General features: G+C 63.2%; 12 protein-coding genes. 5 read left to right on the forward strand and 7 right to left on the reverse strand.

The annotated features are described in order from the left end of the window. Nucleotides 1–18 precede the first annotated feature (18 nt). Nucleotides 19–1,818, reverse strand: a complete 1,800-nt coding sequence (locus ACIP6W_RS15255; RefSeq protein WP_400430301.1) for a glycosyltransferase family 4 protein — start codon at nt 1,816–1,818, stop codon at nt 19–21. A gap of 387 nt (nt 1,819–2,205) precedes the next feature. Here ACIP6W_RS15255 and ACIP6W_RS15260 point away from each other — a divergent pair, with 387 nt between their 5' ends. The 5 genes from ACIP6W_RS15260 to ACIP6W_RS15280 all read left to right on the forward strand — a co-directional run bounded on the left by ACIP6W_RS15260 (nt 2,206) and on the right by ACIP6W_RS15280 (nt 6,242). Continuing rightward, the gene (locus tag ACIP6W_RS15260) at nt 2,206–2,571 is read left to right on the forward strand and encodes a hypothetical protein (protein ID WP_284800296.1); all 366 of its coding nucleotides are present in this window, start codon (nt 2,206–2,208) and stop codon (nt 2,569–2,571) included. 145 nt (nt 2,572–2,716) lie between these two features. Then, nucleotides 2,717–2,899, forward strand: a complete 183-nt coding sequence (locus ACIP6W_RS15265; RefSeq protein WP_400430304.1) for a hypothetical protein — start codon at nt 2,717–2,719, stop codon at nt 2,897–2,899. A gap of 262 nt (nt 2,900–3,161) precedes the next feature. Beyond that, nucleotides 3,162–4,523: a hypothetical protein gene (locus tag ACIP6W_RS15270; RefSeq protein ID WP_400430306.1), complete on the forward strand. Its 1,362-nt coding sequence runs from the start codon at nt 3,162–3,164 to the stop codon at nt 4,521–4,523. Next, the gene (locus ACIP6W_RS15275; protein ID WP_400430308.1) at nt 4,520–4,735 is read left to right on the forward strand and encodes an NUDIX domain-containing protein; all 216 of its coding nucleotides are present in this window, start codon (nt 4,520–4,522) and stop codon (nt 4,733–4,735) included. Before ACIP6W_RS15270 ends, ACIP6W_RS15275 begins: the two co-directional genes overlap by 4 nt. 637 nt (nt 4,736–5,372) lie before the next feature. After that, nucleotides 5,373–6,242: an LEM-3-like GIY-YIG domain-containing protein gene (locus ACIP6W_RS15280; protein ID WP_400430310.1), complete on the forward strand. Its 870-nt coding sequence runs from the start codon at nt 5,373–5,375 to the stop codon at nt 6,240–6,242. A gap of 21 nt (nt 6,243–6,263) precedes the next feature. Here the strand turns inward: ACIP6W_RS15280 and ACIP6W_RS15285 are convergent, their stop codons facing one another. From ACIP6W_RS15285 to nrdH, 6 genes are all read right to left on the reverse strand, one after another. Next, nucleotides 6,264–6,860 (reverse strand): hypothetical protein, encoded by a 597-nt coding sequence (locus ACIP6W_RS15285; RefSeq protein WP_400430312.1) that lies wholly within the window; start codon nt 6,858–6,860, stop codon nt 6,264–6,266. Between the two features lie 370 nt (nt 6,861–7,230). Continuing rightward, on the reverse strand, nt 7,231–8,250 hold the full coding sequence (locus ACIP6W_RS15290; protein ID WP_400430314.1) for a RelA/SpoT domain-containing protein: 1,020 nt from the start codon (nt 8,248–8,250) through the stop codon (nt 7,231–7,233). Nucleotides 8,251–8,460: 210 nt separating this feature from the next. Beyond that, a complete protein-coding gene (gene nrdF / locus ACIP6W_RS15295; RefSeq protein ID WP_058725585.1) occupies nt 8,461–9,462 on the reverse strand; it encodes a class 1b ribonucleoside-diphosphate reductase subunit beta in 1,002 nt (333 codons plus the stop codon). 94 nt (nt 9,463–9,556) lie between these two features. Beyond that, nucleotides 9,557–11,662, reverse strand: a complete 2,106-nt coding sequence (gene nrdE / locus ACIP6W_RS15300) for a class 1b ribonucleoside-diphosphate reductase subunit alpha (protein ID WP_209685910.1) — start codon at nt 11,660–11,662, stop codon at nt 9,557–9,559. A gap of 17 nt (nt 11,663–11,679) precedes the next feature. Then, nucleotides 11,680–12,096 carry a class Ib ribonucleoside-diphosphate reductase assembly flavoprotein NrdI gene (gene nrdI / locus ACIP6W_RS15305; RefSeq protein ID WP_066656296.1) on the reverse strand — a complete coding sequence of 139 codons (417 nt, stop codon included), beginning with the start codon at nt 12,094–12,096 and terminating at the stop codon, nt 11,680–11,682. Nucleotides 12,097–12,208: 112 nt separating this feature from the next. After that, entirely contained in the window at nt 12,209–12,442 is a 234-nt protein-coding gene (gene nrdH / locus ACIP6W_RS15310) for a glutaredoxin-like protein NrdH (RefSeq protein ID WP_058727719.1), read from the reverse strand. Nucleotides 12,443–12,703: the final 261 nt, after the last annotated feature.

Genomic DNA, 12,703 nt, shown 5'->3' on the forward strand with positions numbered 1-12,703 from the left:
GCGGTAGTCCGCACATCGTCACGGCGACGGCAACGCAGTGAGGAGCTTCAAGACGGAGTCTGGCCAATTCACCAGACCGGCTACCGAATCGCGAAGCGCGATCGCTTGAGCGCGTGCAACGTCGGGGGCGTCGAGAACACGCTGGATCGCGTCGGCCCACACATCCACTGCAAGCCGGGTCAGTGAATCATTCGTCGACGCGATTGAAGAAGGGCTCGTGTCGATTGCCGAGTCGCGGAGGAACTCCGCGAGACCCGATTCTGCACTGATGATCACCGGGACACCACTCGCAATCGCTTCATACGCCGCAAGCCCGAAGCCCTCGTGACGCGACGGCATCAACAGCACGCGTGCTTGCGCGAGATCTTGCGTGACGTCGGTCTCCGTATCGGTGAACGGTCGCAGATGGAACTTCACGCGCCCTTCCAAAATCACGTCGAGACGAGCCTTGACATCCGTAGCCGCGTCGTCGGGCACGCCCCTGATGATGAGGACAGGACGGTGCGACTTGTTTGTTGGCCACGCGTCGGCGACCTTGAGCATCGCTTCGGCAGCGATATCTATACCCTTCGAATGAAAATCATCTGCGCGCCCCACGATCAACACGTGGTTGCGCACGGGGGTGTGGGCAGTACTGACATCGAACGTCGCACGCAAGCCCGGCATTAGGCAGATGACGCGGGTTGTGGGTTCCCGGCCTATGAGGTCATCTCGAATACTCGCGGCAAGCAGTGGGCCTACACCGACAACTAGGTGCGCCGATTGCGCGAGTTGCTGCTCCAATCGCCGCCGGGCGTCCGAATCTGACATGCGCGATTCGCCACCTGGGACTTCCTTCGCCGACTCAAGCTGTTCGGCGTCGGTATGTACGAAATGCACGCGCATCGCTTCAGGGAAGAACTGTTGCTGCTGAGCAGCCGCATAAGGGCCGAGAAGGCGCCCGTGCCCGATGATTAGGTCCGGTATCCACGACTGGTCCGCGAAGACCGGACGAAGGAGCAGCGCCTCACGATCGGTCAAACCCGGCACTCGGGCCGGGGTCACGAGCGCAACGTCGACATCAGAGGCGGCCCTGATGTCTTCCGGCGAAGCTTGCGGAACCATCACCGCCGAATCAACACCCGCGGCGGCTAGGGCGATTGCTAACTCCCGATTCACCGTGGAGATGCCGCCGCGCCCTGACCGCCACTCATCGGCAACGAGCAAGCACCGATGAAGTCTTCTCGCCCGCGCACTCGTAGCGCGTTGGAGCGGAAGCGGGCGCCTCTTCATCAGTAGGTTTAGCGCCTCTTGCGTGGAGCGCGGATGCGATGACGCCGGGAAATCACCGTCCGACGGTGCAGCGAAGAACTGCCACTCCATCGCAGCGGCTGCAGTACCAACTAGGACGGAGTCGAATCCCACACCGTCATCGGCTCGAACAAGCCGAGACGCCAGCTCAGAAGCAAACTGCCCAGGATTTTGGCCGGCGGACACGCCATCAACGTCTCCGTGAAGGAGGACTATTGCCGCGACACCCGCCTCATCACGGAAAGAGCGGCGGATCTGCACCGAGGCCGCCAGCATTTCCGACACACGATTTCGGAAGTTCTTCCGAAAAAACTGGCGATTGAGCACCTTCAGCTCAATGGCGAGGGACGGAGCGTCGGCTCGCCCCACGAGGATGTCCGGGCCGGAGTCCCAGACGCGCTGGCTTCGCTGACCGCCCACAAGCTCGGCAAGATAGCGCTCAAGCGCGAGATGAGGGCCAGCGGCGCGAGGCTCTGCACGTGTGCCCTCCAACAGCGAAATCAACTGCTGGTCGACTGACTCTGCCATGGCAACCAGCCTACGGCGAAGCTAAGACGCCGTAGCTCGTCGTGGGGGCGCGAGAGTCGGCACGTGTCTGACTCATGATCGGCTACTAGGAAGGTCCGACGTCATATGAGGGACGACGGCGCGCTGCTCCGGCCGGGCTGGGATGCTCCGCTCAGAGCAAGCGGTCTCACCAGTTCGGACACATCTTCTCCTCGCAATCAGACATGGACGCCAGATGCGGATCGGTGTGCAGGGACTGCGACCCGTGTCCGCCAGCCGACCGGCTAACGGACACGAAAACTGGCTCAAGAACCTGACGAAAGACCCGGGCGGTCGGGGAGGCCGCGGCGCTCGAATAAGATTGGGGCAGACATACCTCAACCTTGTAAGAACGGGCATTCTGGGGGCATGGTGAGGTTGGCTTGGCTCGGTTTCGGGCTCTTGGGCGCGTTCGTCGCGATCGTCAGCGCAGGTGTCTGGTGGGTCGCAGTCCTCGGCGGGACGATTACGGCCGCGAGCATCGTGCTGCAGTACGTCGACGCTAAGCCGTTCGATCGGGTCATCCCGGCTGCCGATTTCGTGCAGGTGAGTGCGACCGAGTGGCGGTATCAAGAGACCAGCTGGCGGGCCAATGGCCGGGTCAGCGTCAATGTGTATGAGGAGCAACCGGACGGGACGTGGGTCGAGGTGATGACTGACACGGGAATCGGACCCAAGCAACGATTCTGGCTCGGGCTAGCCGTCCCCGCCGCCTACCGCGTCATCGCGAGGTAGCCCGAAGCGTCGCGCTCACCAATCGTTCGTCGAGACAAGCTTGTGCTGTCGACCATCACCTCAAAAGGGGCCGTTTAGTCCGTCGGGCACAGACCGAGCGTCCGCGGCGACTTCGAGAATCCAGGTTCGGAGACTTCGCGGCTGGGTGAAGGTGAAGCACCACGACAGCATCGACGTCATCTGCGCCGTCGTCACCGCGAGCCACGAGCGCCCGCGGGAGCTCAACGTCGGCCTGCCACCCGACGAGGGGCTCCGCATCGTCGGCCGTGTCGGCCCGCTGACCGCGGCCACGAAGGACCTCGCCGAGCACCTGCAGGAGCCGACGTAGGAGCCGGTAGGGCCGGACAGCATCCCCTCCGGGGACTGGACCGATCGTTGTCGAAGCAGCAGCCGACACTACCTGGGAAGACCGATGCTTCATGCACACCGTCCGCTACCTCAGGGCCCGCCCAACACTCCACGCCGGCGACGTCGAACTGCTGCGAACGCTGTACCGGTGACCGCGTTCCAACTTCCGGCCGTTTACAAGAAAGTTGAACGGCGGTAGAAGTTAAACACGCCCTGTCGGCCCTGCACACCAAGATGGGCTTGTGGCGCTCAACATCGACCCCAGCCGACCCCTACGCACGATTCCGCAACTGACCGCGCTCCTCGAAGCGATCGACGGGGCGGAACCCGGCGATGAGTCGTTCGCCGTCGAATGGAAGCGCCCGCTCGAGCTCAATAAGGCTTCTGGGCGGTTCGCCATTGCGAAGTGCATCCTCGGCATGGGCAATCGTGCCGTCGAAGCAGCGGGCCGCTCCTTCGGCGGTCGCGGCTACATGGTGGTCGGTATGGAGCCGCGCAACGTCGTTGGCATGCCTTCTATCGACTATGCCGACCTGCAGCCGCAGATCGAGGCGTACACGGGCGAGGACGGGCCGTCATGGTCGCCGCAGCAGGTGACGTACGAGGGGCAGAACATCCTCGTCATCACTGTTGAGGCACCAGCTGACGGGGACCGGATCCATCCGCTGCGCAAGAGCTACCAGTCGGACCAGCGGGGCGAGCGAGGCCACGACAAGGGCGCCGTCCTTGTCCGCCACCACGCCATGACCGAACCCGCAACCGTTGCCGATATCCGCGAACTCGAACGGCGGCTCCTCGCCGGCCAGCCGAGCGTCGAAGCCATCGACGACATCGTCGCGACCCCGAGCGGCGCGGTTCAAGTCATTCAGGTCACCGACGACGCGGTGAAACAGCGCCAGACGGAAGAAGAGGAAGCGTTCCCTCCCCAGCCGGACGTGACGAGCGGGCCGGCGTCCACCCCCTTCGGGTTCCGCACTTTCAAGGTCAACGCGACGCCTCAGGAGGAGCGGGAACGGTACGAACGCGAACGGGTGCAGTATCTCCGCGACTTCAACGCCGCACTCAAGCCGCACTCCATTCGCACCGCAGTCGAGCGGCACCCAGCCCCGTTCGAGCTGGCCATCACGAACAACTCGCGAACAGCCCTTCAGGAACTTGAGATCCGCGTGACAGTTCCCGAGGGAGTCCATATCTTCGGTGCCAACGACGATCTCGGCCAGATGCCACGGCCGCCCAAGCCGCCGAGCAACAGCGTGATCGCCTCATTTCAGGACAACATCGACTGGCGACACCACGCGAGCGCAGCGCTCCGAGCCAACTTAGACCACTTCTCCATCAGCCGCGAACGGCGAGAAGTGACCTTCACCATCAGGAGCATCCACGCAGGGCAGACAGAGAAAACCGACTCGGTGCTGCTGGTGACCGGAACCGGAAGGATCAGCGGAGATGTGCCCTCCACGCGGTGGGATGCAGAGGTGCACATCACTGCATCCAACCGCGCTGATGCCTGGCACGGGTCGGTTCAGCTCAGCCCGACGTCCTCAATGCTCGCCGACGGTCAACTCTTGCCGCTGGCGACGCCGCGCCGTTCCGACGACGGATGAGGAGGAGCCCCGCCCACGGCAACGGGCACTGCACCGCCGCTCGCTTTAGGCAGCGTGGCGGCGTCGAACTCGGCGAAGAGCCACGCGCCGCTCTGCAGCGCAAAGTGAGAGAAGAGCTCCACGTGGCAGCGACACAGTCCGGAACATTGGAGCCTACGGCGGCACCCTTCTCGAGGACGTTCACCTCAAGGGTGACCTCGTCGGATACATGACAATGGCATACCGCTACTCACCCCGACGAAGACGAAGTGCTCCAGATCCATTGGGTGAATCTCGCCGAGCTCAGCCAACCTGGATCATCACAAGTGGATCGCACCAGTGCTGCACGGCGCTGTCCGGTAACCGATCGATTACCGGTAGCCCTTGGTCTGCCAGCGGCCAAGCTCCACGATGTCGTCGTCGAGTCGAGCGAGGACTGACGCAGGTGTCTCCGAGGGCCAGCGACCACGAAGCCAGCGCGCCGCCTGTAGAAGGTCGCTACGGGCAATGTCTTGCTGCATCACGTGAGCGTGTACGTGCTCGGCCGCGAGTTCGAACGCGCCAGGGTCGGGAGGGACGTTCGATGCGATCGAGAGTTCGATCGAGCGGCCGCCGAGTCCCAGGAACGGGTGAAGCGCCGGGGGTGCGGCCAACCCGTGAGCTGCGTGCTGTCGCGCGCGACGGTCTTGGTACCGCCGAAGGATTTCCGCCGCGAGCCAGGACATGGAACCACTGTGCCCCCTCGCTCCTGCGTCCGATAGCCAATTGACTGACAAGCGCATGTCGGAGTCGAGAGAATCTCATTGAGAGTATACGCTCAGTCCATGACTGGAGGACGAGATGGCTACTGATTCAGCAATGAACAGGGCGGTGCAGCGTCAGGTGGCGGACGAGCTTGGGCTCTACGTCTACATGCTCGTTGATCCGAGAACCGGGGTGCCGTTCTACGTGGGAAAGGGACAAGGTGAGCGCTTCGCCGCCCATGGCCGCGAGGAGCTCCTTGACAGAGACCGCACCGCCCAAAGCGCCAAGCACAAGACGATTCGAACGCTTCGAGACGCCGGCCTTGAGCCGGAGATCTGGATCGTTCGGTACGGGATGCGCTCGAAGCACGAGTACACAGCGGTAGAGGCCGCCTGTATCGATCTGCTCCGTTCGATGCCCGTCCTCGCAACAACTCGGGGGATCGTGAGGCTTCCAGACGGGCAAGCCAACCAACTCACCAATAAGCGACGGGAGGAATCCCGTGACCACGGCCTCATCCGACTCGACGACCTCGAAGATGAGATGGCAGCTCCTCCACTCGAGACGGACACTCCGCTTCTGATCGTCAGTCTCGGAGACTGGAGGGATAGCGAAGAAACGGCGCTCGATGGGTCCCGTCTTCCTGGTTTCGGGTATAAAACTGCGTGGCTGCCACGAGCTGAGCGCGTTAAGCACTACCAGGACATCGGTCAGTCGGCGTCGAAGTGGTTCGGCTTCACTGAACGTGAAGTCAAGCGACACGGCATCGAATACGTGATTGCAGCGCACCGCGGAGTGACCCGAGCGCTACTGAGGATCGTGCCGGGATCATGGCAGAGCATTCATTCTGGGCGCGAGCGCCGGAGCGGCTTCCACTTTGAAGTGATTGAGCAAGGTGCCCTATTCGACGAGACTGTCGGCGAGTACGGTCATCGTCTGCCGGGAAAGAAAAAGGGAGACCAGTCGAGCTTCCGCTATTGGCCATATGCGCGATGAGGGCGGAGTGGAGACTCCGGCTCAGTCAATAAGCACCAGCGGGACACCGTTCTCGTCAACCGCCCAAGTGCCAGGGACGCCGGGAAACTCCGCGTAGCGACGCGGCTCACCGCCGCGCTCCAACGCCTCTCGCAGCATCTGGCGGTCGTCCTCGGACCCCCGAACTCGCTCGACCTGCCACTCGGCGAACCGCTGGGCGCGTCGGGCCTCGAGTTCTGCGGAGCACTCCGGGCACAGTCGGGCCTGCTTGCGGGCGTCGGTCCGCGATGAAACCTGCCACGTGATGATGCGTCCACAGGCGCCGCCGCACGGCCGCTCGACGGCACCATTGCCCATTTCACGCGCGACCGAGCTGACGTGAGCACCCATCGGGTGCGCGATCTCGCTTACCAGCAGATCCGGGTAATCCCAGTAGAGCCGCCGAGCGAGTTCGCGGTCGAATGGGATCCCCACGATGCGAGCGAGGTACCCGAGCCGCTCGAGCTGTCTACCCACAGCCCGCGCGGTCGCAGTCGCGCGAGCCTTCGCGGTGTCCCGCTCGGCGATGGCGGTGTCGAGAGCGTCGAGCATTTGAGTGACCTGCTCGTACTCTCGGGAGAGGGCGTCTTCGTCAGCCATGCAACGATCCTGGCATCGACAGACGACCTTCATCGGCTCAGCCGCCGGCGGAGCCGGCGTGTTGCGACGCAGTCGTAGCGGACTACCACGTGACGGGAACGCCCCCGATACTCGCGTGCTCGGCGCATCGGCGCATCGGCGCATCGGCGCATCGGCGCATCGGCGCATCGGCGCATCGGCGCATCGGCGCATCGGCGCATCGGCGCATCGGCGCATCGTGCCACGGTTCGGAGCGTGATACAGGGCGTTCCCTGACCACGAAGCGCCCAGCGCGCTCTTTGGCATCAAAGTACTTGCTCATCCGCATCAGCTCGTCGAGATTGAAGCTGTAGCCGCTACCGCCCGATAGTCAATCCGTCAACGGGAGCCTCTAGAGGTGTCCGCGCAAGAACTCCGTGAACGCGGTGCTATTCGCGTAGTAGTTGGGGTATGCGGACTCGAGCTGGCCGATTTGAGACACGTTCACCAGCACGGCATCTAGGTTGTCGTCGTCGCGAGCTTCAAGCTCGGCAAGCCGTCGCTCAGCGTCTGCAATTCGCTCGTGGACAGTGACGGTCAGCTCTTGCTCGCGACGTTTCAGTTCAAGCGTGAGTGCAGACCGCCGATTGCTGTGAGCGTGCTGACTCACGATGGCGTTGTATCCCTCAAGTCGAGAGATAGCCCCGACTTTCGTTTCCAATGAACGCAACTCTGTCTCTAAGGCTGCCAAAGATCCCGTCGCCCCGGGGACCAGCGTCGTCTTCTCCTCTACGGCCATCAGCGAGCTCGCGACGACGAAGAAACGCTCAAGATCCGTGTCGGCGCGGCCGTACTTCAAGCCACTGTTCGAGAAGAGGTCCATGGTCTCGACAGCCGTAGCCCATGCGTGCTGTAGCGCGGTGCGTACTTGCAGCTCGACCCGAAGGCCGTGGAATGCCTGCTGGGACGCCCGATACTCGTAGACTAGGTGAACGCCTCGGTACCCCGAAGTCTTCGGCCCCGGGTCCTCCCTGATGTAGTCGTAGTACCGAACGATCTGGTTCTGAGTCCTCTTGGAACTGCGCAAGGCCTCGACGAGTTCCTCGACATCCTCCACCGATTCGAAGACTACGCGACATCCGCCGAGGTCTTGCATTGTAGTGACATTCATGTCTGGGTACCGCTCGAGCTTGTCCATGATTGTCGGAAGTCGCTTGAGTCTGCGCGCGACGATCGCATCGTCGGACACAGCCAGCGCTCGGGCGCGGGCGTTCACGGTCACAGCGAGAAGCGGGTAGCCGTGAGCGCTTCGGAAGTTGCCGACCATCTCACGAGCTTTTTCGAGCTCTGCGGCAGTGCCGAGGCGCTTGCCGATCCTCTCTCCCGCGCGCCGAACAGCCTTCTTCGAATGCAGTGGGGTGACACGAGCCATGCTCGCCATCTTCACACACTGGCGTCCGTCAGACGGTCCTTGACCGGATCCGTCGCACGCAGGACGCGCTCCGAGACCGCCCGTCTCACATGACCCGTCCGAAAAGGTTCTCCGTGAGGGGGCGCCATCCGGACACGTTCGCGGCTCGGGAAGAACACGAACGCCCCGCCGGCCGAAGCCAGCGGGGCGTCCTCATGAGTCAGACCGGGATCAGAAGTCCCAGTCCTCGTCCTCCGTCACGACGGCCTTGCCGATGACGTACGACGAGCCGGACCCCGAGAAGAAGTCGTGGTTCTCGTCCGCGTTGGGCGACAGCGCCGACAGGATCGCCGGGTTCACGTCCGTCGTCTCCTTGGGGAACATCGGCTCGTAGCCCAGGTTCATCAGCGCCTTGTTGGCGTTGTAGTGCAGGAACTTCTTGACGTCCTCGGTCAGCCCGACACCGTCGTAGAGGTCCTGCGTGTACTGCACCTCGTTCTCGTAGAGCTCGAAGAGCAGGTTGAACGTGTAGTCCTTGATCTCCTGCTTGCGCTCCTCGGAGGCGCCCTCGAGGCCCTTCTGGAACTTGTACCCGATGTAGTACCCGTGGACGGCCTCGTCGCGGATGATCAGGCGGATCAGGTCGGCGGTGTTGGTGAGCTTCGCCCGGCTGGACCAGTACATCGGCAGGTAGAAGCCGGAGTAGAACAGGAACGACTCGAGCAGCGTCGAGGCGACCTTGCGCTTCAGGGGGTCGTCACCCGTGTAGTAGTCGAGGACGATCTGGGCCTTCTTCTGCAGGTTCGGGTTCTCCGTGGACCAGCGGAAGGCGTCGTCGATCTCCGGCGTCGAGGCGAGCGTCGAGAAGATCGACGAGTAGCTCTTCGCGTGCACCGACTCCATGAACGCGATGTTCGTGTAGACGGCCTCTTCGTGCGGGGTGATCGCGTCGGGGATCAGGCTGATCGCGCCGACGGTGCCCTGGATCGTGTCGAGCAGCGTCAGGCCGGTGAAGACCCGCATGGTGAGCTGCTGCTCCTCCGGCGTGAGTGTGTTCCACGACTGCACGTCGTTCGACAGCGGCACCTTCTCGGGCAGCCAGAAGTTGTTGACCAGCCGGTTCCAGACCTCGACGTCCTTGTCGTCCTGGATGCGGTTCCAGTTGATGGCACTGACCGCGCTGATCAGCGGGATGGACTTGCCCGTGGCGTGGACCGGGTCGGTGAGGGTCATGGCTTTCTTCCGGGTGGTGGTGGACAGGACGATCGGACGGACTGGAGGCGCGGGGCGGGGCCCGCCCCGCGCCTCCAGGAAGAGAGCAGCAGCTCTACAGCATGCAGCTGACGCAGCCCTCGACCTCGGTGCCCTCGAGGGCGAGCTGGCGCAGACGGATGTAGTAGATCGTCTTGATGCCCTTGCGCCATGCGTAGATCTGGGCCTTGTTGATGTCGCGCGTGGTGGCGGTGTCCTTGAAGAACAGCGTCAGCGACAGGCCCTGGTCGACGTGCTGGGTGGCAGCCGCGTAGGTGTCGATGATCTTCTCGGCGCCGATCTCGTACGCGTCCTGGTAGTAGTCCAGGTTGTCGTTCGTCATGAACGGCGCCGGGTAGTAGACGCGGCCGAGCTTGCCTTCCTTGCGGATCTCGATCTTCGACGCGATCGGGTGGATCGACGACGTCGAGTGGTTGATGTACGAGATCGACCCGGTCGGCGGGACGGCCTGCAGGTTCTGGTTGTAGATGCCGTGCTCCTGGATGGACGCCTTCAGCGCCTTCCAGTCGTCCTGCGTCGGGATCGTGATGTTTGCGTCGTCGAACAACGAGGCGACGCGCTGGGTCGCCGGCGTCCAGGCCTGGTCGGTGTACTTGTCGAAGAACTCACCCGACGCGTACTTCGAGTCGCGGAAGCCGTCGAACGTCTCCCCCGTCTCGATCGCGATGTTGTTCGAGGCGCGCAGGGCGTGGAACAGCACCGTGTAGAAGTAGATGTTCGTGAAGTCGATGCCCTCTTCGGAGCCGTAGAAGACGCGCTCACGAGCGAGGTAGCCGTGCAGGTTCATCTGGCCGAGGCCGATGGCGTGCGACTTGTCGTTGCCGTCCTCGACGGAGCGGACCGACGAGATGTGCGACATCTGCGAGACCGAGGTCAGGCCGCGGATAGCAGTCTCGATGGTCTTGCCGAAGTCCGGCGAGTCCATCGTCAGCGCGATGTTCAGCGAGCCGAGGTTGCAGGAGATGTCCTTGCCGATCTCCTTGTAGGACAGGTCCTCGTTGAAGGTCGTCGGGGTGTTGACCTGCAGGATCTCCGAGCACAGGTTGGACATGTTGATCCGACCCTTGATCGGGTTGGCCTTGTTCACCGTGTCCTCGAACACGATGTACGGGTAGCCCGACTCGAACTGGATCTCGGCGATGGTCGTGAAGAAGTCACGCGCCTTGATCTTCGTCTTCTTGATGCGCGAGTCGTCGACCATCGCGCGGTAGTTCTCGGAGATCGGGACGTCGCCGAACGGCATCCCGTAGACCTTCTCGACGTCGTACGGCGAGAACAGGTACATGTCCTCGTTGTTCTTCGCGAGCTCGAACGTGATGTCCGGCACGACGACACCGAGCGAGAGCGTCTTGATGCGGATCTTCTCGTCCGCGTTCTCGCGCTTGGTGTCGAGGAACTTCATGATGTCGGGGTGGTGCGCCGACAGGTAGACGGCACCGGCACCCTGACGCGCGCCGAGCTGGTTCGCGTACGAGAAGGAGTCTTCCAGCAGCTTCATCACGGGGATGATGCCCGACGACTGGTTCTCGATCTGCTTGATCGGGGCGCCGGCCTCGCGGATGTTGGAGAGGAGCAGGGCCACGCCACCGCCGCGCTTCGAGAGCTGCAGCGACGAGTTGATCCCGCGCGAGATCGACTCCATGTTGTCCTCGATGCGGAGGAGGAAGCAGGAGACGAGCTCGCCGCGCTGGGCCTTCGCGGTGTTGAGGAACGTCGGGGTCGCGGGCTGGAATCGGCCGGCGATGATCTCCTCGACGAGGTCGATCGCGAGCTGCTCGTTGCCCTGCGCCAGGCCGAGGGCGGTCATCACGACGCGGTCCTCGAAGCGCTCGAGGTAGCGCTTGCCGTCGAACGTCTTGAGCGTGTAGCTCGTGTAGTACTTGAACGCACCGAGGAACGTCTGGAACCGGAACTTCTTCGAGTACGCCAGGTCGTTGAGCTGCTGGATGAAGTCGAGCGAGTACTGCTCGATCGTCGCGGCTTCGTAGTACTCGTTCTCGACCAGGTAGTCGAGCCGCTCCTTCAGGTTGTGGAAGAAGACGGTGTTCTGGTTGACGTGCTGCAGGAAGAACTGCTTGGCGGCCTCACGATCCTTGTCGAACTGGATGTTCCCGTCCGCGTCGTAGAGGTTGAGCATCGCGTTGAGGGAGTGGTAGTCCATCCCCGTCTGCGGCGACGTCAGATCGACGTCTGCAACTGCTGCGTCCAAAATGCATCCAATCCTGAGTTGACCGCCTGCACGTCGTCAGGCGTTCCGAAGAGTTCGAAGCGGTACAAGAGCGGGACGCCGCACTTCTCGGCGATGACGTCCCCGGCGAGCCCGTAGGCCTCGCCGAAGTTCGTGTTCCCTCCGACGATCACACCGCGGATGAGCGAGCGGTTGCGTTCGTCGTTGAGGAACTTGATGACCTGCTTGGGGACCGCGCCCTGGCCGTTGCCGCCACCGTAGGTGGGCAGCACGAGCACGTACGGCTCGTCCGCGTGGAGGAACGGGTCGCTCGGGAGGAGCGGGATGCGGTCCGCGTCACGGCCGAGCTTCTCGACGAAGCGGGCCGTGTAGCCGGACACGCTCGAGAAGTAGACGAGGCGACTCATGTGCGCGCTCCTTGTGAGAGGTGCGGACAGCAGATCAGGGGTGGCCCGTCGGAGGTGCTGCGCGCCTCCGGGCCGGCGGAGCTGCGGGCCCCGGTGACGGGACCCGCACGGCTCACGCGAGTTCGGCGCTGAGCGTCGCGATCTTGTCGGGACGGAAGCCCGACCAGTGGTCGTCGTCGGTCACGACGACGGGGGCCTGCATGTAGCCGAGGCTCTTGACGTGCTCGAGCGCTGCTTCGTCGGCGGAGACGTCGAGCACCTCGTACTGGATGCCCTTGTTGTCGAGCGCGCGGTACGTCGCGGTGCACTGGACGCAGGACGGCTTGGTGTAGACGGTGACGGCCATGATCTCCCCTGGTTCTTGCTGGTGTCGTGCTTGCTGTGGAGGTGGTGCTGATGCCACGTGTGCAGGTGGTGCAGGTAGCTGCGCAGACGTGTCCGGGAAGGGGCCGCTGCGATGTCTCCACACTACATCTAGTGGCTGACTGCCGCACCGACCACTAGAGGAAGTGTTACAGCCGTGTAGTTCTCCACAAGCCCTTCCACAGTGTGCACAGCTCGGGGAGGCCCGCGGTTCCGCCATTCTGCGGCCGACCACCGACACTTC

It is taken from the genome of Curtobacterium sp. NPDC088465 (assembly GCF_044753165.1).
Lineage (GTDB): Bacteria > Actinomycetota > Actinomycetes > Actinomycetales > Microbacteriaceae > Curtobacterium.